We start from the raw sequence: 22,241 nt of genomic DNA on the forward strand, positions 1-22,241 counted from the left end.
ACCCACAATCACCGCACCGTCATTGACGCCGGTGATGGTGATGGTCACGGTGTGGCTGGTGCCATCCAGGCTCTGTACGGTGAAGGTCTCGACCTTGGTCTCACCCTGGCCCAGGTACTGCACCTTGTCGTTGGCGACTTCATAGTCCCACTTGCCATCCGCGGCAATGGTCAGGCTGCCCAGGGCATTGGCACTCGGCGCGCCCAGGCCCGGCTTGAACTCAGCCTCGTCGGCCCCGTCCACGTCGGTCACGCTCAGGGTGCCGGTTTCGGTCAGGGTCGGGGTAGTGGTGTCCTCGATCACCGCACCGTAGTCGCTACCACTGATCACGGCCACATCGTTCACGCCGGTGACGGTACCTGTCACCCCTGCGGTAGCGTTGTGCAGGCCGTCGGTGATGGTGTATTCGAAGGAGATGCTGCCATTGAAATCTGGTGCTGGCGTAAAGACCAGCTGACCATTGCTGAGGGTCACGGTGCCATTGTCGATGGCCACGGAGCCGCCTTCGGCGATGGTCTGGCCGTTGATGGCGTTGATGGTCAGGCGATCGCCGTCGACATCGGTATCGTTGCCGGTCACATTGATGGTGACTGTGCCATCCTCCGCCACGCTGAACTGATCATTCACGGGCGAGGGTGGGGCGTTCACTATGCTGTTGTCGGTGCCTTTGGGCGAGGTATTGCCCACCGGATCGGTCAGGGTGGCATCAACCGAGATAGGGCCGTTGATCGGCAGATCGGTCGTGGGGATTGTCAGATTGACCTGAGCCTTGTTGATGTCATCTGTGGTCAGGATGGAGCTGCTGTCAGGCACGCCATCACCATTCCAGTCCACATCGAGGCGATCGCCCGCCTTGGCGTCGGCAGGCAGGTGGATGATGACATCCACCCCATGCTCCCGCTCGTTGGCGGAGATGACGTTGTCCGCGCCATCCTGAATGTCCACCAGCGGTGCAGAAGGCGCCGTGCCGTCCACGCTGCCATCATCGGTGGCGGTGCCGGTATTGCCGTAGGGATCGGTCACTGAAGCCGTCACCGTGTAGTTACCGTCGGTCAGCGGGGTGACGACATCCACGCTGAAGGTGCCATCCGGCTTGACCGTGGTGATCAGGGTCTGCTGCTTGCCACCGGCATCGGTGACCAGCAGGGTCACGGTGCTGCCAGGATCGGCATCCGTGGTCCCCGTCAGCGTCGGGGTGTTGTCGTTGGTGTTGTCCGGTGCCGACACCGTGATGACGGGCGCAGTGAGGTCGGCGTTCTCGTCCTCCCCACCCCGCGCCTCGGCAATGACACCGACCTCGCCCGGGTTGGCGGTATCGAAGCCGGCGGCGGCGATGGTCACATCCCCGGTCCGGTCGATGCTGACGAAGCCGCCGTTGCCACTGGAACCCTCGACACCACCGATGTTGCCCGCAGCCGGTGCCCCGCCGGCGGCTGAAGCCTCAAAGGTCTTGGTCGGGTCTGTGCCTGCCAGTATGGCCTGCTGCAAGGCCGCCACATCATCAGGAGTCCCCGCCGGCCCGTTCTGCGTCAACAAGGAGGCATCATCCGCGGCCGGATCGAGTTCCTTGGTCGGGCTCAGGGTGAAGATCTCGCTGCCCCCCTGGAAGCTGGCCCCATCCGGGCTGAGCACCACCGCATCCTTGGGAAGCACATCGCCTTCGGTCAGCAGTGTTTGACTCCCATCCGCGGCAACCAGATAGACTTTGCCTTTCAGCTGGGTAACGACGACGTCCTGATCCAATACGATGTTGTGGCTGCTCATGCTTTCTCCTGAATACCAATGGGCAAAAATTTCCAGCGTCTAATGTGCCCGCGAATCCGACCATAAACCAGTGAGAAAATTCGAACGGATAGACCACTTTGAGACTGAATTAGGCTTAGAAACCGAAGGGTGAACTGCGAGGAATAAAATTAATTAAATCAATAATATCGACTGGGGCCAATGGAGACGGGAACCCCAGTGAGGGTTCCCGTCAGATGGGTGCTCAGACCCCGGCCCAGAGCAGGATGGCAAGCAGCTGGGGCGAGATGATCCGCAGGAACATCACCAGCGGATAGACGGTGGCATAGGACAGGGCGCTGGCCCCGCTGGTGGGGTGCATGCCGTTGGCGAAGGCCAGGGCGGGAGGATCCGTCATGGAGCCCGCCAGCAGACCGCACAGGGTGAGGTAGTTGAGCTTGCCATAGTGGCGCGCCAGCACCCCGACCACCAGCAGCGGGATCAGGGTGATCGCCATGCCGTACATCATCCAGGCCGGACCATCGCCGTTGATCAGGGTGTCGATGAAGCCGGCCCCGGACTTGAATCCCACCACCGCCAGGAACAGCACTATGCCGATCTCGCGCAGCGCCAGGTTGGCGCTCGGCGGCATGAACCAGTAGAGCTTGCCGATGCTGCCGATGCGCGACAGGATCAGCGCCACCACCAGCGGCCCCCCCGCCAGCCCCAGTTTCAACGCCGCCGGAAAGCCCGGCAGGTAGAAGGGGATGGAACCGAGCAACACCCCAAGGCCGATACCGATGAACACCGGCAGCATCTGCACCTGCTGCAGCTTCTGCTGCACGTTGCCGACCACGCTGGTCACCGCCTCGATGGCCTCGAGCCGTCCCACCAGGTTGAGAATGTCGCCAAACTGCAGGCTGGTCTGGCTGGTCGGCACCAACTCGATGCCAGCACGATTGAGCCGTGAGATGACCACATCGTATTTCTGCTTGATGTCGAGATCCCGGATCCGCTTGCCGAGCACCTGCTCGTTGGTGACCACCACCCGCTCGACCCGCAGCTCGGTGCCCCGGGTGGAGAGCGAGGTCTCCACCTCCTCCCCCAGCACCAGCAGCACCTTGTGCAGAGCATGGCGCTCGCCGACCAGGTGCAGCAGATCGCCGAGCTGGATGCGTGAGTCCGGATTAGGCACCATCAGCTCATCGTCGCGCTTGAGGCGGGAGCAGATCACGTCGGCCTCATCCAGGCTCGGGATCTCGCGCAGCATCAGGCCATGCATATTGGGGTTGCGCACCGCGATGTTGATGGTCTGCAGGCTCTCCTTGGTCTTGCCTGCCTGTTGCTCGAACGCGGCCGCTTCTTCGTCGATCTTGATGTGAAAGAACATGCGAATGAGCCACATGGTGAGCAAGATGCCGCAGATCCCGAACGGGTAGGCCACCGCATAGCCCATGCCCATCAGCCCGGTCATGTCCGGATCGGCCCCGAGCTCGGCCAGGATCTGTTGGCCGGCCCCCAGCGAAGGGGTGTTGGTCACGGCGCCGGAGAAGACCCCGAGGATCACCGGCAGCGGCACATCGAACAGCTGATGCAGGGCCGCCGCCACCACGCAGCCGAGCAGCACCAGCAGGGCGGCGAAGCCATTGAGCTTGAGCCCCGAGCTACGCAGGGAGGAGAAGAAACCGGGACCGACCTGGATACCGATCGTGTAGACGAACAGGATCAGGCCAAATTCTTGAATAAAATGAAGTGTTTGCTCATTTAACTGCAAGCCGGACAGGCCTGCGAAGTGACCCACTATGATGCCGCCAAACAGCACCCCGCCGATCCCCAACCCCACGCCATAGACCCGCCAGTTCCCCAGCCAGAGTCCCAGCACCGCCACCAGCGACAACATGCTGATGGAAAGCGCGATCTCACTCATTGTGTGCATCCTTTGCAAGCCGAACTGTCCCTAGCTTGTCAGCAAATGCGGGGGCCAACTGTGTGATGCCGCACGAATTGAGGCTTTCGTACGCCAAGAAATACCAACTAAGGGTTAGACGTAGCCATAGATGGCCGCGAAGTGACAGAGGCTGCCCCCCAGCACGAACAGGTGCCAGATGGCATGGTTATAGGGGATCCGCTTCGCCACGTAGAAGATGACGCCCAGGCTGTAGATGAGCCCGCCTATCCCCAGCAGCAGCAACCCCTCTCCCGCCAGGTGGAGGTAGAGCTGATAGATGACCACCAGCGACAGCCAGCCCAGCATCAGGTAGGTGAACAGGGACAGTCGCTTGAAACGGTTGATGAAGAGCAGCTTGAACACCACCCCGGCCAGGGCCAGTGCCCAGATCACCACCATCAGCCCCTGGGCCAGCGGGGTATCGAGCGCCACCAGCAGGAAGGGGGTATAGGTGCCGGCGATCAGCAGGTAGATGGCGCAGTGATCGAACACCTTGCACCAGCGCCTCGCCGCCCCCGAACCCATGCTGTGGTATAGCGTCGAGGCGAGGTAGAGCAGGACCAGGCTGGCGCCATAGAGGCCGTAGCTCAGCAGCGCCTGGGGGCCCTGATCCCAGCCCTTGTGCAGCAGCAGGATCAGACCGAGGATCCCCAGCAGCAGCCCCAGCCCGTGGCTGAGGCGGTTGGCCCACTCCTCCCGTGGGGAATAACCCGTCACATCACTCATCAGAAACTCCTGTTCAGATTCGGCTCACTCTAGCGGCCCTGATTTCAGGCTACAAGTGTTAGCTCAAAAATAAAGGCGCTGCCTGCCAGGGACTCGCCGTCGCCAGGAGAGGGCTGCCCCCCCTGTTCCTTTGGTGTATGCTCTGCGGCCGACGCACAAGCCTGGCCGCGTCTGCCCGGCACCCTGGTCTGGAGAACCTGATGAAGCTGACTGAACTCTTTACACAACCGGATCCTGCCTTCGGCCAGGCCATGACGGCCCTGCTGGAGACCTTCCATCACTCGGATGACAGTCAGGCTCCCTACCAGCGTGATCACTTCGTTCATCAGCTCGATCAGTCCCGCATGCCCGCCGCGGGCATGAGCACCCAAGCCTATCTGGCGCGGCTGGCCACCCTGGTGCCCGGCGCCTCTCACCTCACTTCCCCACGCTACATGGGGCACATGACGGCGCCGTTACCGGCCTTCACCGCCGAGCTCTCCCGCTTGCTGGTGATGCTCAACCAGAATCCGATGAAGATGGAGTCCTCCCGCCTGCTCAGCTTCCTGGAGCGGGAGGTGCTGGCCAAGCTGCACCGCCTCATCTATCGCGAGAGGGATGACTTCTACGAGGCGCAGATGCATGCCAAGGATGCGGCCCTCGGCGTCATGACCAGCGGCGGCACCATCGCCAACGTCACCGCCCTCTGGCTGGCCCGCAACCGCGCCTGTGGCGACAACCTGTTCGCCCTCTATGAGCAGGGCTACCGCGGCGCCGTCATCTTGGGCTCGCGGCTGATGCACTACTCCTTCGACAAGGGCATGGATCTGCTGGGGCTGGGCGCCGGCAACGTCTGGCGGCTCGATACCGACGCCGACAACCGGCTCAGCATCGCGGCCCTCGAGATCGCGCTGGCCCAGTGCAAGGCACAGAAGCTCAAGGTGCTGGCCCTGGTCGGCGTCGCCGGTAGCACGGATTTTGGCTCCATCGATCCCCTGCCCGAGCTCGCGGCCATCGCGGCCCGCGAGCGGATTCACCTGCATGTGGATGCCGCCTGGGGCGGCCCGACCCTCTACTCCCCCCGCTATCAGGAATTGCTGGCGGGGATAGAGCGGGCCGATACCGTGACCCTGGACGGCCACAAGCAGCTGCTGGTACCACTCGGCACCGGCATGTTGCTCTGCCGCCGGCCGGATCTGATGATGACGGTCAAGCGGGAGGCCCCCTACGCCATCCGCGCCAGCTCCTTCGATCAGGGCCGCTTCACCCTGGAGGGCACCCGCCCCGCCAATGCGCTCTATCTGGACGCCGCCTTCCAGCTGCTGGGCCAACAGGGTTATGCCGAGCTCATCGAGGCCAACTACGACCGGGCACGGCTGATGGCCGCTCTGATCGAGGCCGATCCGGCCTTCGAGCTGATGTCGGCGCCGGTGATGAACCTGCTCTCTTACCGCTGCATTCCACCGCACCTGCAAGGCCAAGTGCTGGATGAGGCGGCCAACGAGCAGATCAACGCCTTCAACGTGGCGCTGCAAAAAGCCCAGCGGGCCGAGGGCCACAGCTTCGTCTCCCGCACCCAGCGGGCGGTGGGGCGCTATGGCAGCCAACAGCTCACCCTGCTGCGCGCCGTGCTGCTCAACCCCTTGATCGAGGAGCGGCACATTCGCGAGCTGCTGGCGGATCAGCTGCGGCTGGGCCAGGCCGTTGCAAACCAGCTGTTTGACACGACCGCCTGACTAAATCGCAGACGCCTGGCGCGGCCCTGACAACGGCCGGTGGCGGGTCTGGATCTGGCATAAAGATAGAGTGGAACCGACGGCAATCCGGATGGTCTTATTCATTTGCCGTTGCCTAACAGGCAGGTACACTGAGTGAAATTTTGAGGTTAATGAGCCCAGCATGAAGCAGTTTATTGAATTTATTCCCCTGATCGTGTTCTTCGCCGTCTACAAGTTCTACGACATCTATACCGCCACCGGCGCCCTGGTCGCCGTCACCGGCCTGCAGCTGCTCTACAGCTGGGTGCGCTATCGCAAGGTCGAGAAGATGCAGCTGTTTACCTTCCTGCTGGTCGGCTTCTTCGGCGGCCTCACCGTCTTCTTCCATGACGATACCTTCATCAAGTGGAAGGTGACCGTCATCAACGTGCTGTTTGCCCTCGCGCTGCTCATCAGCCGCTACGGCTTTGGCAAGAACCTCATCAAGCAGATGCTGGCCAAGGAGCTGCAGGCCCCCGACCGCGTCTGGGACAACGTCAATCTCGGCTGGGTCGGCTTCTTCGCCGCCTGCGGCTTGCTCAACCTCTATGTGGCCTTCAACCTGTCGCAAGAGATGTGGGTCAACTTCAAGGTGTTTGGCCTGCTGGGCATGACGCTGGTGTTCACCCTGCTGAGCGGCGTCTATCTCTATCGCCACATGCCGGCCGAGCAGAAAGCAGAACAGAAAAAATAACCGCAACCAGAAAAGGATTCTCTCATGTGGTATCTGATCTATTCCGAAGACGCCGCGGGCAGCCTGCCCCAGCGTAAATTGGCCCGTCCCGCTCACCTGGCCCGTCTGCAGGCGCTGCAGGATGAGGGGCGCCTGCTGACCGCCGGCCCCAACCCGGCCATCGACGCCGAGGATCCGGCCGATGCGGGCTTCACCGGCAGCACTGTGATCGCCGAATTCACCAGCCTGACCGAGGCCAAGGCCTGGGCCGATGCCGATCCCTATGTGGCGGCAGGCGTCTACGCCAGGGTCACCATCAAGCCCTACAAGAAGGTGTTCTGAGTTCAGACCCACTCGCACCCGCGGTAGAAAATGCAAAAGGCCGGACAATGTCCGGCCTTTTTACCTCTGCACGCCCTGGCGGCGACAATCAGGCCCGCGCCACAAACCAGGGATTGAGGATATCCGGCTTGTTGTATTCGAGCGCTGAGCCATCGAGGCGGGTCACCGAGCCCCCCGCTCCCTCCAGCACCGCCTGCGCCGCCCCGGTATCCCATTCACAGGTGGGGGCGAGGCGCGGATAGAGCTCGGCGTCCCCCTCGGCGATGATGCAGAACTTGAGCGAACTGCCCATGGAGACCAGCTCTATCTCGCCCCGCGCTATGTCACCAAAGCGGGCCAGGTAATCCAGGGTGGCCTGGGACAGGTGATTGCGGCTGCCCACCACCCGCCAGGCTTGTCCATCCGCATGGGGGCGAGTCTTGATCGCCACCGTCCTCCCCCCGTCGATGCGCCAGGCGCCCAGGCCCTTGCCACCGTACCAGAGCCGGTCGGGCACGGGGGCATAAACCAGGCCCCAGACCGGCCTGCCATCGTCGATCAGCGCGATGTTCACCGTAAACTCACCGTTGCGGGAGACGAACTCCTTGGTGCCATCCAGCGGATCCACCAGCCAGTAGCGGGACCAGCCGAGCCGGGCCTGCATCGTCTCGGCATCTGACTCTTCGGACAACACCGGGATAGTCGGTGTCAGTCTGGCCAGCGCCTGCGCTATCACCTCATGGGCCCCCTTGTCGGCGGCGGTGAGCGGGCTCTCGTCGGCCTTGTACTCCACCGCGAAGGGCTGATGGTAGATGGCCATGATGGCCTCACCGGCGGCGCGGGCGATGGGCTCCAGCTCGGAAATGGCGGGTAAGAACATAGAAAAGATATCTCGCTCAAATGGTTAGCCAGTGTACCTATTTCGGCTCTATCTGGCTTATAGCCGTTTGCACTGACTTATAAAGTGTAAAAAATGACAGACAAAAAATGGCGCAGCTCGACTAGTTTTCTATAGCCATACGGCACCACACAAGGACGTGAAACCATGAACCTAAAGACCCTGATCGCCGCCATGTTGCTGAGCGGACTACCCCTGCTGAGCCAGCCTGTGCTCGCCGCCGACAAGCCGGCGGCCAAGCCCGCCACGACCGTCACCAGCACCAAGGAGGTTGGCAAGATCAACCTCAACACCGCCAGCGCCGCTGAACTCGCGGAGCTGAAGGGGATCGGCGAGAAGAAGGCCCAGGCCATCGTCGACTATCGCGAGAAGCAGGGCAAGTTCACCTCGGTGGATCAGCTGGCGGAGGTAAGCGGCATAGGACCAGCCACCCTGGATGCGAATCGGGACATGATTATCGTCAAGTAACCGATCAAGAGCCGTTTCGTTATGAGGGCAGCCGGTGGCTGCCCTATTTTTCTTCGGGTATCATGAGCTCACTTTGTACCTTTGGACTCATTCCATGAAAAAGACACCGCTCGTTGTACGCAAGGCCGTTCTCCCCGTCGCCGGTCTGGGTACCCGCATGCTGCCCGCCACCAAGGCCATCCCGAAAGAGATGCTGCCGGTGGTCGACAAGCCGCTGATCCAGTATGTGGTGCGCGAAGCCATCGCCGCCGGCATCAAGGAGATCATCCTGGTGACTCACTCCAGCAAGAACTCCATCGAGAACCATTTCGACAAGAGCTTCGAGCTGGAAGCAACCCTGGAGAAGCGGGTCAAGCGGCAACTGCTGGAAGAGGTACAGCACATCTGTCCCAAGGACGTCACCATCATGCACGTGCGCCAGGGTGAGGCCAAAGGGCTGGGCCATGCCGTGCTCTGCGCCCGCCCGCTGATCGGCGATCAGCCGTTCGCCGTGCTGCTGCCGGATGTGTTGATCGACGAGGTCGCCAGCAATCTCAAGCTGGACAACCTGGCGGAGATGGTGCACCTGTTCGAGGAGGAGCACATCAGCCAGATCATGGTGGAGGCCGTGCCCGAGAGCGAAGTGGACAAGTATGGCATCGCCGACATCAAGGGCGAGGCGTTGAGTGCCGGCATGTCACTGCCGATGCAGGCCATCGTCGAGAAGCCGCCGCGTGATGAGGCGCCCTCCAACCTCGCCGTGGTCGGCCGCTATGTGCTCTCCGCCAACATCTGGCCCTTGCTGGAGAAGACCCCCGCCGGTGCCGGTGACGAGATCCAGCTGACCGATGCCATCGCCATGCTGATGGAACACGAACAGGTCAACGCCTACTTCATGAAGGGTCGCAGCCACGACTGCGGCAGCAAGATGGGTTATATGAAAGCCAACGTGGAATATGCAGTGCGCCACTCGGAACTGAACGGTGAATTTACGGCCTGGCTGAAGCAGTTCGTCAAACAGTTGTAATACCTGAATATTTACGACATTGATAGAATAAAGAACTGGGCATCATTTGATGCCCTTTTTTCATTTTAAAAACAAATATTCAACCATTGATAGATAAATTATCCCTAAAACCTCTCATTGTAATTCAATCACGCTTGTTTTATAAGGAATAAGGCTTGTTCCTAGCCCTTGCATAAAATTCCTAAAAAAATATAAGACACAGGTGGAAGTTCCAATGAATAATCCGTCCAAAGGGACCTTTTTAGGTCACCCTAAAGGGCTTTTTTTGCTCTTTAGTACCGAACTGTGGGAGAGATTCTCCTATTACGGCATGCGTGCCGTGCTCGTCCTCTATCTGACTGACATGACGGCCAATGGCGGCATGGGCTGGACCCAAGCCGACGCCCTCAAGCTTTATGGCATCTATACCGGTCTGGTTTACATCACCCCCATCATCGGTGGCTGGTTGGCAGATACCTTCCTGGGTCAGCGTCGCGCTATCCTGTTTGGTGCCGTGCTGATGGCCGCCGGTCAGTTCACCCTGGCCCTGCCGCACGCCATGTTCCCCGACATGGTCAACACCGTCTTCTACGCGGGCCTTGGCTTGCTGATCCTGGGTAACGGCCTGTTCAAGCCGAACATCTCCACCATGGTGGGTGACCTCTATCAGGCAGGTGACCACCGCCGTGACGGTGCCTTCACCATCTTCTACATGGGCATCAACCTGGGTTCCCTGCTGGCCGGTGTGATCTGCGGCGCCGCCGCCACTGCCTATGGCTGGCAGGCTGCCTTCGTCAGCGCCGGTATCGGCATGCTGCTCTCCCTGGTAGTCCAGGCCACCATGGCTCAGCGTTTCCTGGGTGACATCGGCCGTGTGCCGGCCGCCCAACGCGCCGCCGAGCAACGCTCCAAGGAGCAGAAAGCGCCGCTGACCAAGCAGGAAGTGGATCGCATCAAGGTCATCCTGGTGCTGGGTCTGTTCACCATCATCTTCTGGGCTGGCTTCGAGCAGGCCGGTGGCCTGATGAACCTGTACGCGCAGGAATATACCGACCGCATGATCGGCAGCTTCGAAGTGCCGACCGCCTGGTTCCAGTCCCTGAACCCCTTCTTCATCATCACGCTCGCACCGATCGTCGCGGCCATCTGGATCAAGCTCGGCAGCAAAGAGCCGAACTCCCCGGTGAAGTTCGCCATGGGTCTGCTGTTCCTGGCCGTGGGCTTCCTGTTCATGATCGGTGCCGTGCTGGAGCAAGGTGGTGATCAGGCCGTCAAGACCTCCATGTTCTGGCTGGTCGGTGCCTATCTGTTCCACACCCTGGGTGAGCTCTGCCTCTCTCCGATCGGCCTCTCCATGGTGACCAAGCTGGCGCCGCTGCGTCTGGCCTCCCTGATGATGGGTGCCTGGTTCGGCTTCGTCGCCCTGGCCAACTACATCGCCGGCTTCGTCGGCTCCTTCGTCGGTGAGTCCGGTGCCATCGCCATCTTCGGTGGCATCGCCATCGCCGCCGTGATCAGCGCGCTGATCCTGTTGACCATGGCCAATCGCCTGGTCTACTGGATGCACGGTGCCGAGGGTCCGGCCAAAGAGTCCGACGAGCAAGACAAAAAACTGCAGTCTGCCACCGTCTAATAGGTTCAGACTGAATAAAACAAGGAGGGCGCCCAGTGGGCGCCCTCCTTGTTTTCGTCTTCCTGGGTCAGTGATGGCGAACCTGCATCTTCAAGGCGCTGCCGCTATCGCTGCGAAACTGCAGCTCGAACGGCTCGTGCCAGCTGCGCCTGTGCAGCGCATAGCGGGTGCTGCGCATCAGTCCGAGCGGCAATCCTCCCGAGCGCATCAGCCAGTGGGGCGAGGTGAGGCCCGCATTGGCAAATACCAGCCCATCTTCCTGATCGAACAGCAGCGCCGCCATGGCGAAGGAGTGACGCAGGCCCGATTCGAGCAATTGCAGATTCAGGTAGTCGAGCAGACGGTGCGGCTGGGTCAGCAGCAGGCTCTCCTGCTGCTGGAACTGGCGATAGGGCCCATTCATCAAGGAGCGCACCAGGGCGCCGCAGAAGGCGGCATCCATCCCGAGCAGCGGCAGCTCCATCACCAGCACCAGCAACTTGTCATCCAGCTTGAAGGTGTCGGGAATGAAGAGGTTGCCCATGCCGGCGAAGGTCACCTGCCAGGGGCCCCACTCCTGCAAACCCGGCGGTGTCAGCCAGGCCAGCAACCGGCTGGAGGCCCTGTCGTGAGCCCGGAAAAAATCGATGTGATCCATCAGCTCCAGCTGCTGGCTCTGGTGCAGGCTTCCCGTCAGGCATTGATCGATGCTGCGCCGGATCTGGCTGTAATCGGACACCGGCTTGATGAAGAAATCCCTGGCGCCCGCCCGCAGCGCACGCTCGACCGATTCCATCTTGTCCTGGCCCGAGATGACGATGACGGGCACGTCCGGATAGCGGGCGGTCAGGCAGGCGATCACCTCATGCCCATCCATGTTGGGCATGTTCAGGTCACATAATACGATATCGGGGTGATATAACGCGGCGGCGGAGAGGCCTTCGATCCCGTCTTCGGCCTGAAAGACACAGGCCCCATCATGCTCGAGATAAGTGACCAGCGAATGGCGAAAAACCGCCTCATCCTCTACCACCAAGATCCGTAGTCCGGCTTCTGACATCTTGACAAAGCTCTTATTAGTCAAACGGTTATTTGAGTATTAAGCCTAGTCCAAGCGCGGTCAATTTAGCCAGCCCGATCTCGCCGCCAGTCAGCCGAAACCGGGGTGATGCTTTCCAACCATTTGAAATTATCGAATTATTTCGCCAATATTTTCTGGCTCAATCAGCGGCGGCCCTCGCAGGCAAGCGCAAGCCGGTGGGGGCCCCCCCCATTGACTCACCGCCTCATCATGCAGGCCAGCCATGAATTGTATGCGACTCCGCCATGAGGGATAATGCCCTCACTCCAGCCCGTGAAGAACACCATGACTCCAGCCGAATACAGCGCCCTCGCCCATCCCAGATTGTCCCACCCGGCCCGCAGCCTCTACACCCTGCAGCTGCGCAGATTGGTGCTGGAAAATCAGCTGGCCAGGCTCAACTACCCCGAGCTGGGGCGGGCGCTGGCGGTGGTGGATCCCACCGATCCCAGCGGCTTCTGTTTTCAGGTCAATGCCCGCCAGCTGACCGAGCTGCTCGACGAGTTGATGGAGGCAGGACTGTTGCAGGTCGAGGCCCAGCCCGACAGTGAGCACTACCATCAGAGCCCGTTCCAGCTGCCGTTGCTGAGCCAGCGGGTGCGCAGCCCGCTGCCGGAGCGCCCCTTCCAGATGCACCTGCAGTGGCGACCGGATGAGGAGCTGCCCGCCCTCGCCCGCCTGTGCGGGGTGATCGACGCCAGCTACAACGAAGAGGATCTGGGGGAATTCATCGCCTACTGGCTGGGGCGCCCCGAGGTGTTCGACTCCCAGCATCAGTGGATGCTCAGGTTTATCCGAGCCCTCAAGAGCCGCCGCTACGCCCGTCGTCAGCCGATGGTGGTGGCGGGCTATCAACAGGTCACGCCTGCCCCCGCCGAGTCTGGCCCGAGCAAGCGGGCACAGGAGATGATCGAAGAGGCCAAGCGCCTGGCCCAGACCCAGGAGCCGGATAATGATTGATCCCGAACGCCCGCAACAGGCACTATTAGCCCCTTGCCAACCCAGCCCCAGCAGAAGGAGCCTTCCATGACTGACCCGCACGATCCCCTGCGCCAGGAGCTGGAGGAGATCGAGGCCAAGCGCCAGAGGATCGCCAAAGCGAAAGCCAAACAGGACCTCCGTATCCACGATCCCGAGCTGAGCCAGCACGTGGGCGGCCTGCTCGAGCGCATTCGCCGCCTGCAGGCCCAGACCGGCGGCAGCCAGTACGACTACGAGACCCTGCGCAAGGAGTATGACGCCAAGGCCAACGCCGAGGTGCGCGAGCTGCAGAAGACGGCCCGCCAGGAGCGGATCCAGAAGCTGATCGCCCAGGCCGACCTCAACCCGGACTGGATATTCGACAAGATGGACGCCACCGATCCGGCGCTGCAATACCCCATGGAGACGGCCCGCTACTTCATCAGCGGCTTCGAGCACTGGGAGAAGAGCGGCGGCGGCTGCATGCTCATCTACGGTGACTATGGCACCGGCAAGTCCACCCTGGCGGGCGCCGTGGCCCATGAGCTGATCGCCCTGCATCAGAAATCGGTGATCTTCCAGCAGTGGGCCTCAGTGGTGGACCGGCTGTTCTTCAACGTGATCCAGGATCAGGAGGAGCGCAATCAGTACCGCCGCGCGCTGGAAGAGGTGGATCTGCTGATCATCGACGAGGTGGCCGCCAACCGCACCAAGATGGCGGAGAGCCAGTCCAGCTTCCTCGGCCACCTGTTGCGCCGTCGTCGCAACCTCTCCAAGAGCGTCATCATCATCACCAACCACAGCCCCCAAAGCCTGCACCAGGCCATCGGCGACTTCAGCTTCGAGGCGATCAAGGCGTTCAATCCGGTGGATATCCACCTGAGTGGCCCCAGCCGCCGCCCCAGCATAGGTCACTACAACGGCTGATCCCCAAGGGCCGGCGTCAGCGACGCCCGGCCCGTCGTTTCCCCCCGCCCCTCACAGATAGAAACAACTCTCATTTACATAGCGCCGTCGAGCCCCTAGGCTAGCCCTTTTGTCCAAGGGAGATCTCTCATGCCAACCACACTCATCTTCGGAGCCAGCCGCGGGCTGGGCCGCGCCTTCACCGATCAGGCCCTGCGCCAGGGGCACAGGGTCCTGGCCCTGGTCCGCAACCCGGAGGCGGCGGCCGAGCTGCGCGCGCTCGGGGTCGAGGTCCTCGAGGGGGATGCCCTGGATCCGGCTGCCGTCACTCGCGCCTGCATCCTGGCAGGCAACGAAGCGCAAGTGGTCTCCACCCTCGGCAGCTTTCGCCAGCCGCAGCCGGTGGACTATCAGGGCAACCGCCATGTGATAGACGGAATGGAGCAGGCCGGGCTCGAGCGCCTGCTGCTGGTGACCTCGCTCGGTTGCGGCGACAGCTGGCAATATCTGCCAGAGCGGGCCAGAACGGCCTTCGGTCACGAGGTGCGCTTGAAGAGCCTGGCCGAGAGCTGGCTGCAGAGCAGCACACTGGCCTGGACCATCTTGCGGCCGGCGGGATTGCAGGATGGCGAGGCCACCGGTCAGGCCGTGCTGAGTCAGGGGAAAGAGGTGCACGGCCTGGTCAGACGCCAGGACGTGGCCATGCAGGGTTTGCGACTGCTCACTGACGAGCAGACTCTCGGCCAGATCTACGCCATCGGCGACCCCGACCTGCAGCGCAGCTGAGCCCGTCCGCCCAAAAAAACGGTCAGCCTCAGCTGACCGTTTCCATCTTGGTCTCGGCGGCCTGTCGCTGGCGCCACGCCAGCAACCAACAGGCGAGCAGCGCGTTGAGCAGCGTCAGGCCCCACAGTTGCCACCAGTAAGGGGCCACTTGAGTAAAATCGGCCCCCATCTGGTTCAGGCGCAGCAGTCCCTCGATGGCCGGCGTGCTCGGCGCCCACTGGGCCAGCCAGTTGAGCGGCGTCGGGATCAGTTCCAGCGGCCAGATGAAGCCGGCGAGGAAAACCAGCGGCAGTGATGAGACCAGCACCACCTGGGTCGGCAGATCGCGGCGGGTAAACAGCGCCCCCAGCACTATGCCCAGCAAGGTGGTCGCCAGCAGGAAGGGCAGGATGAACAGCCACAGCTCGGTCGGCTCGGCGGTGCGGGCTATGCCGTAGTAGTCGAAACAGAAGCCGAAGAAGTAGCTCACGGGCAACACGAACAGCCCCCCCAGCACCAGGGTGCGGGCCAGCAGCAGAGGCAACACCGGCACCTTCTGCCAGTAACCGGACTCCCCGCGCGCGCTGCGCTGGTTCTGGGTCGCCCCCAGGATGCTGGCCCCCATCAGCAGCACCTGGTGCAGGATCAGCACGAACACCGCCGGCACCACGTAATTCACATAACCCATGCTGGGGTTGAAGACCGGCAGCACGTTGAGCCCCACCGCGTTCCACCCCATGGCCGCCTGTGGCAGCGCCTCGCCCTGGCTGAGCAGACGCGCCACCTTGATCCCGGCCGCCAGGGTGCCCCCCGCCTGGGCCAGCCCTTCGGCGATGGTGCCATAGACCAGGAAATAGGAGGCATCACCGGCATAGCTCAGGGTCACGCTCTTGCCCAGCATCAGATCCCGGTAGAAATGGCGAGGAATGTGCAGGATCCCGCTCGCCTTGCCGGTCAACAGCCACTGACGGGCCTCCTCCAGGCTGCCGACCCGCGCCACCAGTTTCACCTGGGGCGTTGCATCGGCCATGAACTCCAGCTGACGGGAGAGCTGGCTGCCATCATCGTTGACCACCACCACCGCCTCTTCCCGGGGCAACTGGTGCAGATAGGGCTGCGGATAGAGGAAGGAGTAGAAGAACACCCCGCCAAACAGGGTCAGCATGATGGCGCGGTCCGCCAGCAGGGTACGCAGCTCGAGACGCACCAGATCCCAGAAACCCATCATAGTTCCGGCTCCTTAATGGCCAGCTGGCGGGCGGCCTGGGCCTGCGGTTGATAGCGCCGCACCACCAGTAACAGCGGCAGCAGGAACAGCAGCAGGGCCCCGAACTGGGGCAGGGCCGCATCGAGCGGCAGGCCGTAGTTCGCCTGCCCGACCTGCAGCTCCACATAGTGGGAGATGGGCAGCAGGCTGCGCCAGAATTGAGCGAAGTCCCCCATGGCGCTGACCGGGAAGGTCACCCCCATGAAGGCGAAGCCGGGTGCCGTGTAGGCGCCCGCCAGCGACAGGGCGCGGGCCGGATCCCGGATGACGCCGTAGAAGAAGGCCCCCATGCTGACACAGGCGGCCGAGGCCAGCCCCAGACCCAGCGTCAACACCAGCCAGCTCCCCTGCATGGGATAGCCAAGCGCCCTGAACAGCAGCAGGCTCCACGCCAGCCCCCAGACCCACCCGATGAGCACATGAGGCAACAGGGTGCGCCAGAGGCCGAACCAGACCCCTTGCGTGGTCCAGTCCAGGCCGAGTCGATCGGCCCGGGCCAGGGCGTTGATGCCATAGAGCACCACCAGGATCTGCCACACCGCCGGCAGCAGGGCACTCAACAGAAACTGGGCGTAGCTGGAGTTGATGTTGTAGAGCGCCGTCACCTGGCTGGCGATGGGGACGGACTGCCCCAGGGCGCCCGGCAGCGCCTTGCCATCGGCCATGGCCGCCAGCACGCCGACCTGGCCGTTGAGAGTGCCGACCACCTGGGCCAGCGCCGCGTTGACCAGCTTGGCGATCAGGATGAACTGGCCGTTGTTGAACACTGTCACCTTGGGCTGGGTGCCCTGCCGCGCATCCCGCTCCAGATGGGCGGGGATCACCACCAGGGCATAGACGTCGCCGCCGCGCAGCGCCCTGGCCCCCTCGTCGATGGAGTTAAACTGATCGCTCAGGCGCAGACCCGCGGAGCCATCCAGCGAGAATGCCAGCTGACGGGAGAGCGCGCTGCGATCCAGATCCACCAGACCCACCTTGAGATCCCGCGCCAGCCCGGCCGAGAAAATCCAGCACAGCAGCCCGATCAGCAGCAGCGGGATCCAGCTTATCAGGGCCCGGCTGAAGGGATCCTCCCACAGCAGCCGCCATTCGCGCCGCATCAGAGTTCGACCAGCACGCTCATGCCGACCCGCAACCCTTCAACCGGTTGCAAGGGGCGCGCCTCCACCTGGAAGCTCTTCATGTCGAAGCCCTGGCGGGTGTCGGTGGCACGCCAGGTGGCGAAGTCCCCCATCATCGCCACGTGGGTGACCTTGAAGCGCACCGTTTGATCCCCCAACCCGGGGAGGCTGGCATCGAACTCGGTGCCGACCTGGAAGCGGGGCAGCAGATCCTCGCGCACATGGAACTGGGCCCAGGCATCCTCCATGTCGAGCAGGGTCACCACGGGGAAGCCCTGCGGTGCCAGCTCGCCGCTGCGCAGCAGCACCTGCGCTACCTCGCCGGCATGGGGGGTGGCGATGCGGGTGTCGGCCAGATAGGCCTCCACCTCGGCCACCCCGCCTGCCGCCATCTTGGCCTGCTCGCGGGCCGCGACCTTGGTCTCCTCCCGTGCCCCTTCCAGGGTCATCTGATACTGCTGCCAGGCCATGCCTTCGCTGTATTTGGCTGCCTGCCAGGCGGTCCAGGCCTCGTCCCGTTTCTGCAGCGGCATCACCCCTTCCCGGTGCAGGTTGGCGATCCGCTCATAGGTCTTGCCATGGAGCTGGGCCGCCGTCCTGGCCTGCTGCCACTGATCCTTGGCCGCCGCGATCTGCTGGGCCCGTGCCCCCTTCTCCGCCTCCTGCGCCATGGCACCGGCCGCCGCCTGCCCGGCCTTGGCCTGGCTCAGCTTGGCCTCGATCTCGGGGCTGGCCAGGGTGAATGCCAGCTGACCCTTGGCCAGTTGATCCCCCTTCTTCACCAGCACCTCGTCGATGCGCCCCGCCACCTTGGAGGAGACCGAATACTGCTGCGCCTCGATCTGGCCCTGCAGGCGCACCGGCTCTGGCTGATAGGCCAGCCAGAAACGCCAGCCCAGCCAGATGACCAACAGCACCAGGGCCAGCGGCAACAACAGCGGCTTGCCCTGGCTCATCTTCTTCTTGATGGGGGGATGACTCATGAATTCACCTCTGTCGCCTGAGCATGCTGATATTGATTGAAACTGTTCATCTGACCGGAGAGCGCCAGCAGGCGGGCCAGGGAGATCACGTATTGATAGGCGGCGGCGGCGCGCTGGGTCTTGACCCCGGCCAGCTGGTTGCGCGCATCCACCACATCCAGCGAGGTGGAGAGCCCCTGGCCGAACGCCTTGTCCCGCAGCAGCACGTTCTCCTCGGCCAATGCCTGGGTCGAGGAGAGGGAGTGATACTCCTCCAGCCCCTGCGCTGCCTCGCGCCAGGTCTTCTCGACCAGCAGCTCCAGATCCTGGCGGGTCTTGGCCTGCAACAGGTTGACCTGCAGCTCGGCACTCTTGGCCGCCTGCACCGTCTCGGAGCGGCCATCACGGCTCACCAGCGGCATGCTGACCCCGACCCCGACCAGCCAGTCCGGCGTGGTCTTGGAGACGATGGAGTCATCCTCATAGAGGTTGTAGTTGCCGAACAGGAACAGCTCGGGGGCGTACTTCCCCTTCTCCAGCTTGATCATCCCCTGCGCCTGCTCCTTCTTGGCCGCCAGCAGCTTGAGGCCGGGGTGCACCGTCAGGGTCTCCTGCACGAAGGGAGCGAGTTGCGGCATGTTCTCGTTGATGAAGAGCCGGCTGTTGGGCTCCGCCTGCTTGATCTTGAGCATGTGACCGAGCGCCAGCTGGGCGATCTCCAGGCTGCGCCTTGCCTTCTGGGTATCGATGCGGGCCCTGTCATAGGCCGACTGGGCGGAGAGCCGCTCGACCCTGGCGATCTGGCCCTGTGCCTCCAATTTTTGGGCATGATCCAGATGATGGGCCAGCCCCTGCTCGATCTCCTGCTTGGTCTGCACCACCTGCGCCGCCAGCACCACCCCGAAGTAGGTCTGGGAGAGGCTCTCGAAGCTGGCCTGCTGCTTGAGCACCAGCAGCTGTTGCGCCTCGCTCACCTGGGCCTGGCGAATGTCCTGGGCCGCATCGATACGCCCGCCGACGAACAGCGGCCACAGCATCTTGACCGAGCTGGTGACCACGTTCTGTTTGGTCAGGGGGGTGACGAAGTCGCTGGGGCTGAGGTTGAGCGCCTGCATGACGGGGCCCAGCACCTTGCCAAATTCGGGATGGTTGGCGATGGGGTTCAGATCCAGCATGTCGAGTTCCATCGGTTGATCGAGGTGTGTGTAGCTGGCCCCCACGTCTACCTTGGGCAGGTACATGGCCTTGGCCGCCTCGCGCAACTGCTCTGCCCGCTCCACCCCGGCCTGCTCTGCCGCCAGTCCGTCATCCTGCTGGATGACCCGGCTCCAGGCCTCGGTGAAGCTGACGGTCTGCGCCTGGGCCGAGCCTAGCATGGCTCCCAGCAGGCACGGACAGAGCGATTTGATAAACCTTGACGTCATACATCCCCAATTTCTGTTTGTAATAAAATTGTGTGGAGCCTTTGCTCGATTCAGGCTCGCTATCATAACGCAAACCCGCAGCGGAGGGAGACAGACAAATGAATGAGTCCCTCACTCATTTGACCCCGAGTATGCTCCCGGACAATCTGCCTGATTTTCAAGCACTCCTGAATTTGCAAGCCTTGGCGCGACGTTTTTTTCAGAAAAAAGTGGCTGACGCTCAAATACTAACCTTTTCTCCTGACTAAAAAATGCGTAATATACGCCGCCCTAAGCCGATGGTAACCGTGGAATGCAGATAGGTCCCCACACGCTTGAAACTCCCTTGATTGTGGCTCCCATGGCCGGTGTAACAGACCGACCATTTCGTGAACTTTGTTTACGATTGGGCGCTGGCATGGCCGTTTCCGAGATGCTGCTGGCCAACCCGGATGTCTGGGATACCCAGAAAACCAGGATGAGAATGGATCACTCTGCCGAAAGCGGACTGCGATCGGTCCAGATTGCCGGAGCCGACCCCGAGATGATGGCGTTTGCCGCCCGCTACAACGTGGAGCAGGGCGCTCAGATCGTCGACATCAACATGGGTTGTCCTGCAAAAAAAGTGAATAAGAAGTTGGCAGGCTCAGCCCTGCTGCGCCAACCCGATCTGGTCAGAACCATCTGCCGGGCCGTGGTGGATGCAGTGGAGGTGCCTGTCACCTTGAAGATCCGCACAGGATGGGATCCGGATAACCGCAATGGCGAGGAGATCGCCCGAATCGCCGAAGATTGCGGTATCGCGGCCCTTGCCGTGCATGGTCGTACCCGTTCCTGCCTCTACCGGGGGGAAGCGGAGTACGACACTATCAGGGCGATTAAGCAGGCCGTATCGATTCCTGTTGTCGCCAATGGCGACATAGACAGCCCGGAGAAGGCCCGGTATGTCCTCGACTATACCGGCGTCGACGCCGTGATGATCGGCCGTGCTGCGCAAGGACGACCCTGGATTTTCCGGGAAATCCGTCATTTTCTTGAGACGGGCACCAAGCTGCCGCCTCCCGACAGGGAAGAGGTTCGCACCCTGATGAACGAGCATGTTACCAACCTGCACCAGTTTTACGGTGCATATCTGGGAGCGCGCATTGCCCGTAAACACGTGGGCTGGTATCTGGATGAAGAAGAGACGGGCCGAGAATTCCGTAAACATTTCAATGCCCTGGATTGTGCAGATGCACAGCTGACGGCACTTGAAGTGTATTTCGATGGATTAGGTTAACGCATAACTCGCATAACTAAAGAGCCGACCGAATATGTTCGAACAAACCCTGACTTCTGATGCATTGGTAACAACTACTCACAATCACGCTGCCGAGCCGACCCAGCGCCCCCTGCGTGACTCTGTGCAACAGGCCCTGCGTAACTACCTGGCCCAGTTGAACGGTCAGGAAGTGATTGATCTGTACGATATGGTTCTCTCCGAAGTCGAAGCTCCCATGCTGGACGTGATCATGCAGTACACCCGTGGTAACCAGACTCGCGCCGCCGTGATGATGGGCATCAACCGTGGTACCCTGCGCAAGAAACTCAAGCGTTACGGCATGAACTGATCTCCCGATCAGCCTTGCTGCAGTGCAGACGAAGGCGTATTCCAGCGATGGGATACGCCTTTTTCTATGGCCGCGATTTACTCCGTCGCCAACTTGATGCCGAGCCCGACAAACAAGCCCCCCATCAAGCGGTTGAGCCAGCGCCCCAACCGGGCAGGCAGGCGTACCCTGCGGCTCGCATAGGCGGTCGAGAAGGCCAGCAGGTGGCACCAGATCATGCCGTTGAGGTTGAAGATACAGCCCAGCAGGATGAAGGCCAGCGCCTTCTGTGGTGCATCTGGGGCAATGAACTGCGGGACAAAGGCGAGGAAGAAGAGCGCTACCTTGGGATTGAGCACATTGGTCAGCAGGCCTTGCCGGAAGATCCGCCCATAGGAGAGCGCAGGCAGCGTCACCGCAGGCTCGGTCGTCGCAGGGGACGTTGCGCCTTGCCTGAGCAGGGAAATCCCCAGATAGACCAGATAGAGTGCCCCCATCAACTTGATGACCACGAATAGTTCGGCCGAGGTACTCAGCAGAGCCGACAGCCCCAGGGCCGCCGCCAGCACGTGCACCATGGTGCCCGTCCCTATCCCCAGCGCCGCCACCGAGCCTGCTCGCCAACCCTGCGAGCCACTGCGCAACATGATGAGCAGGGAGTCTGGCCCAGGCATCATGTTCAACAGCAAGCCAGATACGATAAACAACGCCAGATCATGGATCCCCAACATACACAGCTCCCTTGCCGATGAAACTCACAGTCTATGGATCCAGCCCGCCTTGTCACTCCCCCATAACGGCAATAGTGAGCATAAATGGAAGGCATAGCCAGGCGCTATGAGGGTCGGCAGCTAGGTAGCTGTAGATATCGGAAAGGGGTCAGAAGGTGAACAAGTGGGTAAACAATGGGCCATTGTGCGGAATAGATGACTTGGGCATTCGCTGGTTCAGAAACAAATCAGCGCTGAAATGGCCAATTTCAGGCAATAAAAAAGCCCGCTCGATTGAGCGGGCTTCTTCAATTGGGTGCCTGGCAGTGTCCTACTCTCGCATGGCGAATGCCACACTACCATCGGCGCTACCGCGTTTCACTTCTGA

Annotated in this window: 22 protein-coding genes; 12 read left to right on the forward strand and 10 right to left on the reverse strand. The window is 61.9% G+C overall.

Annotated features, from left to right (window positions below; translation table 11 throughout):
* From KW821_RS21120 to KW821_RS21130, 3 genes are all read right to left on the reverse strand, one after another.
* Positions 1-1,764, reverse strand: a 1,764-nt coding sequence (locus KW821_RS21120; protein WP_218292818.1) for a retention module-containing protein, incomplete at its 3' end; no start/stop codon positions are given.
* 223 nt (positions 1,765-1,987) lie between these two features.
* Positions 1,988-3,649, reverse strand: coding sequence for a putative transporter (locus KW821_RS21125; RefSeq protein ID WP_042655068.1), 1,662 nt, complete (start codon positions 3,647-3,649; stop codon positions 1,988-1,990).
* Positions 3,650-3,763: 114 nt separating this feature from the next.
* Positions 3,764-4,396, reverse strand: coding sequence for a hemolysin III family protein (locus tag KW821_RS21130; protein ID WP_042655067.1), 633 nt, complete (start codon positions 4,394-4,396; stop codon positions 3,764-3,766).
* A 200-nt stretch (positions 4,397-4,596) separates the two neighbouring features.
* On the opposite strand from KW821_RS21130, the gene KW821_RS21135 reads away from it, so the two are divergent.
* From KW821_RS21135 to KW821_RS21145, 3 genes are all read left to right on the forward strand, one after another.
* Positions 4,597-6,111, forward strand: a complete 1,515-nt coding sequence (locus KW821_RS21135) for a pyridoxal-dependent decarboxylase (protein WP_218292819.1) — start codon at positions 4,597-4,599, stop codon at positions 6,109-6,111.
* A 163-nt stretch (positions 6,112-6,274) separates the two neighbouring features.
* A complete protein-coding gene (locus KW821_RS21140; RefSeq protein ID WP_042655065.1) occupies positions 6,275-6,826 on the forward strand; it encodes a septation protein A in 552 nt (183 codons plus the stop codon).
* A 24-nt stretch (positions 6,827-6,850) separates the two neighbouring features.
* Complete coding sequence (locus KW821_RS21145) at positions 6,851-7,147, forward strand: YciI family protein (protein ID WP_218292820.1); 297 nt, start codon at positions 6,851-6,853, stop codon at positions 7,145-7,147.
* Between the two features lie 88 nt (positions 7,148-7,235).
* Here KW821_RS21145 and cysQ read toward each other — a convergent pair whose 3' ends face one another.
* Positions 7,236-8,006 (reverse strand): 3'(2'),5'-bisphosphate nucleotidase CysQ, encoded by a 771-nt coding sequence (gene cysQ / locus KW821_RS21150; RefSeq protein ID WP_218292821.1) that lies wholly within the window; start codon positions 8,004-8,006, stop codon positions 7,236-7,238.
* Positions 8,007-8,171: 165 nt separating this feature from the next.
* Between cysQ and KW821_RS21155 the strand changes: the two genes are divergently transcribed.
* The 3 genes from KW821_RS21155 to KW821_RS21165 all read left to right on the forward strand — a co-directional run bounded on the left by KW821_RS21155 (position 8,172) and on the right by KW821_RS21165 (position 11,110).
* Complete coding sequence (locus tag KW821_RS21155; protein WP_218292822.1) at positions 8,172-8,492, forward strand: ComEA family DNA-binding protein; 321 nt, start codon at positions 8,172-8,174, stop codon at positions 8,490-8,492.
* A gap of 94 nt (positions 8,493-8,586) precedes the next feature.
* The gene (gene galU, locus KW821_RS21160) at positions 8,587-9,498 is read left to right on the forward strand and encodes a UTP--glucose-1-phosphate uridylyltransferase GalU (RefSeq protein WP_218292823.1); all 912 of its coding nucleotides are present in this window, start codon (positions 8,587-8,589) and stop codon (positions 9,496-9,498) included.
* A gap of 214 nt (positions 9,499-9,712) precedes the next feature.
* On the forward strand, positions 9,713-11,110 hold the full coding sequence (locus KW821_RS21165; protein ID WP_218292824.1) for a peptide MFS transporter: 1,398 nt from the start codon (positions 9,713-9,715) through the stop codon (positions 11,108-11,110).
* A 67-nt stretch (positions 11,111-11,177) separates the two neighbouring features.
* Here KW821_RS21165 and KW821_RS21170 read toward each other — a convergent pair whose 3' ends face one another.
* On the reverse strand, positions 11,178-12,149 hold the full coding sequence (locus tag KW821_RS21170) for a response regulator (protein WP_042655059.1): 972 nt from the start codon (positions 12,147-12,149) through the stop codon (positions 11,178-11,180).
* A gap of 306 nt (positions 12,150-12,455) precedes the next feature.
* Between KW821_RS21170 and KW821_RS21175 the strand changes: the two genes are divergently transcribed.
* The 3 genes from KW821_RS21175 to KW821_RS21185 all read left to right on the forward strand — a co-directional run bounded on the left by KW821_RS21175 (position 12,456) and on the right by KW821_RS21185 (position 14,822).
* The gene (locus KW821_RS21175) at positions 12,456-13,130 is read left to right on the forward strand and encodes a DnaT-like ssDNA-binding domain-containing protein (RefSeq protein WP_042655071.1); all 675 of its coding nucleotides are present in this window, start codon (positions 12,456-12,458) and stop codon (positions 13,128-13,130) included.
* Between the two features lie 66 nt (positions 13,131-13,196).
* Entirely contained in the window at positions 13,197-14,057 is an 861-nt protein-coding gene (locus KW821_RS21180) for a DnaA ATPase domain-containing protein (RefSeq protein ID WP_033132261.1), read from the forward strand.
* 129 nt (positions 14,058-14,186) lie between these two features.
* On the forward strand, positions 14,187-14,822 hold the full coding sequence (locus KW821_RS21185) for an SDR family oxidoreductase (protein WP_218292825.1): 636 nt from the start codon (positions 14,187-14,189) through the stop codon (positions 14,820-14,822).
* A 28-nt stretch (positions 14,823-14,850) separates the two neighbouring features.
* Here the strand turns inward: KW821_RS21185 and KW821_RS21190 are convergent, their stop codons facing one another.
* The 4 genes from KW821_RS21190 to KW821_RS21205 are packed head-to-tail and all read right to left on the reverse strand — an operon-like array spanning position 14,851 to position 19,575.
* Positions 14,851-16,029, reverse strand: a complete 1,179-nt coding sequence (locus KW821_RS21190) for an ABC transporter permease (RefSeq protein WP_218292826.1) — start codon at positions 16,027-16,029, stop codon at positions 14,851-14,853.
* The gene (locus tag KW821_RS21195) at positions 16,026-17,168 is read right to left on the reverse strand and encodes an ABC transporter permease (RefSeq protein ID WP_218292827.1); all 1,143 of its coding nucleotides are present in this window, start codon (positions 17,166-17,168) and stop codon (positions 16,026-16,028) included. Before KW821_RS21195 ends, KW821_RS21190 begins: the two co-directional genes overlap by 4 nt.
* Entirely contained in the window at positions 17,168-18,172 is a 1,005-nt protein-coding gene (locus tag KW821_RS21200; RefSeq protein WP_081966256.1) for an HlyD family secretion protein, read from the reverse strand. Before KW821_RS21200 ends, KW821_RS21195 begins: the two co-directional genes overlap by 1 nt.
* Positions 18,169-19,575 carry a TolC family protein gene (locus KW821_RS21205; RefSeq protein ID WP_256352020.1) on the reverse strand — a complete coding sequence of 469 codons (1,407 nt, stop codon included), beginning with the start codon at positions 19,573-19,575 and terminating at the stop codon, positions 18,169-18,171. The genes KW821_RS21200 and KW821_RS21205 overlap by 4 nt, the downstream gene beginning before the upstream one ends.
* A 292-nt stretch (positions 19,576-19,867) precedes the next feature.
* On the opposite strand from KW821_RS21205, the gene dusB reads away from it, so the two are divergent.
* Complete coding sequence (dusB, locus tag KW821_RS21210) at positions 19,868-20,833, forward strand: tRNA dihydrouridine synthase DusB (RefSeq protein WP_042655054.1); 966 nt, start codon at positions 19,868-19,870, stop codon at positions 20,831-20,833.
* A gap of 34 nt (positions 20,834-20,867) precedes the next feature.
* Positions 20,868-21,164: a DNA-binding transcriptional regulator Fis gene (gene fis / locus KW821_RS21215; protein WP_005309538.1), complete on the forward strand. Its 297-nt coding sequence runs from the start codon at positions 20,868-20,870 to the stop codon at positions 21,162-21,164.
* Between the two features lie 77 nt (positions 21,165-21,241).
* Here fis and KW821_RS21220 read toward each other — a convergent pair whose 3' ends face one another.
* Positions 21,242-21,874, reverse strand: coding sequence for a LysE family translocator (locus tag KW821_RS21220; protein ID WP_218292828.1), 633 nt, complete (start codon positions 21,872-21,874; stop codon positions 21,242-21,244).
* 155 nt (positions 21,875-22,029) lie between these two features.
* On the opposite strand from KW821_RS21220, the gene KW821_RS21225 reads away from it, so the two are divergent.
* On the forward strand, positions 22,030-22,241 hold a 212-nt coding region (locus tag KW821_RS21225), incomplete at its 3' end, for a hypothetical protein (protein WP_218292829.1).

The organism is Aeromonas sp. sif2416 (genome assembly GCF_019218665.1).
GTDB lineage: Bacteria > Pseudomonadota > Gammaproteobacteria > Enterobacterales > Aeromonadaceae > Aeromonas > Aeromonas encheleia.

What these genes read in the sequence shown, in the direction of transcription:
- KW821_RS21200 (WP_081966256.1), bottom strand. Translation starts at nt 18,172, where the DNA reads ATGAGTCATCCCCCCATCAAGAAGAAGATGAGCCAGGGCAAGCCGCTG.
- fis (WP_005309538.1), top strand. Translation starts at nt 20,868, where the DNA reads ATGTTCGAACAAACCCTGACTTCTGATGCATTGGTAACAACTACTCAC.
- KW821_RS21185 (WP_218292825.1), top strand. Translation starts at nt 14,187, where the DNA reads ATGCCAACCACACTCATCTTCGGAGCCAGCCGCGGGCTGGGCCGCGCC.
- KW821_RS21145 (WP_218292820.1), top strand. Translation starts at nt 6,851, where the DNA reads ATGTGGTATCTGATCTATTCCGAAGACGCCGCGGGCAGCCTGCCCCAG.
- KW821_RS21155 (WP_218292822.1), top strand. Translation starts at nt 8,172, where the DNA reads ATGAACCTAAAGACCCTGATCGCCGCCATGTTGCTGAGCGGACTACCC.
- KW821_RS21180 (WP_033132261.1), top strand. Translation starts at nt 13,197, where the DNA reads ATGACTGACCCGCACGATCCCCTGCGCCAGGAGCTGGAGGAGATCGAG.
- KW821_RS21140 (WP_042655065.1), top strand. Translation starts at nt 6,275, where the DNA reads ATGAAGCAGTTTATTGAATTTATTCCCCTGATCGTGTTCTTCGCCGTC.
- KW821_RS21135 (WP_218292819.1), top strand. Translation starts at nt 4,597, where the DNA reads ATGAAGCTGACTGAACTCTTTACACAACCGGATCCTGCCTTCGGCCAG.
- KW821_RS21205 (WP_256352020.1), bottom strand. Translation starts at nt 19,575, where the DNA reads ATGACGTCAAGGTTTATCAAATCGCTCTGTCCGTGCCTGCTGGGAGCC.
- KW821_RS21130 (WP_042655067.1), bottom strand. Translation starts at nt 4,396, where the DNA reads ATGAGTGATGTGACGGGTTATTCCCCACGGGAGGAGTGGGCCAACCGC.
- dusB (WP_042655054.1), top strand. Translation starts at nt 19,868, where the DNA reads ATGCAGATAGGTCCCCACACGCTTGAAACTCCCTTGATTGTGGCTCCC.
- KW821_RS21165 (WP_218292824.1), top strand. Translation starts at nt 9,713, where the DNA reads ATGAATAATCCGTCCAAAGGGACCTTTTTAGGTCACCCTAAAGGGCTT.
- cysQ (WP_218292821.1), bottom strand. Translation starts at nt 8,006, where the DNA reads ATGTTCTTACCCGCCATTTCCGAGCTGGAGCCCATCGCCCGCGCCGCC.
- KW821_RS21195 (WP_218292827.1), bottom strand. Translation starts at nt 17,168, where the DNA reads ATGCGGCGCGAATGGCGGCTGCTGTGGGAGGATCCCTTCAGCCGGGCC.
- KW821_RS21175 (WP_042655071.1), top strand. Translation starts at nt 12,456, where the DNA reads ATGACTCCAGCCGAATACAGCGCCCTCGCCCATCCCAGATTGTCCCAC.
- KW821_RS21125 (WP_042655068.1), bottom strand. Translation starts at nt 3,649, where the DNA reads ATGAGTGAGATCGCGCTTTCCATCAGCATGTTGTCGCTGGTGGCGGTG.
- KW821_RS21220 (WP_218292828.1), bottom strand. Translation starts at nt 21,874, where the DNA reads ATGTTGGGGATCCATGATCTGGCGTTGTTTATCGTATCTGGCTTGCTG.
- KW821_RS21190 (WP_218292826.1), bottom strand. Translation starts at nt 16,029, where the DNA reads ATGATGGGTTTCTGGGATCTGGTGCGTCTCGAGCTGCGTACCCTGCTG.
- galU (WP_218292823.1), top strand. Translation starts at nt 8,587, where the DNA reads ATGAAAAAGACACCGCTCGTTGTACGCAAGGCCGTTCTCCCCGTCGCC.
- KW821_RS21170 (WP_042655059.1), bottom strand. Translation starts at nt 12,149, where the DNA reads ATGTCAGAAGCCGGACTACGGATCTTGGTGGTAGAGGATGAGGCGGTT.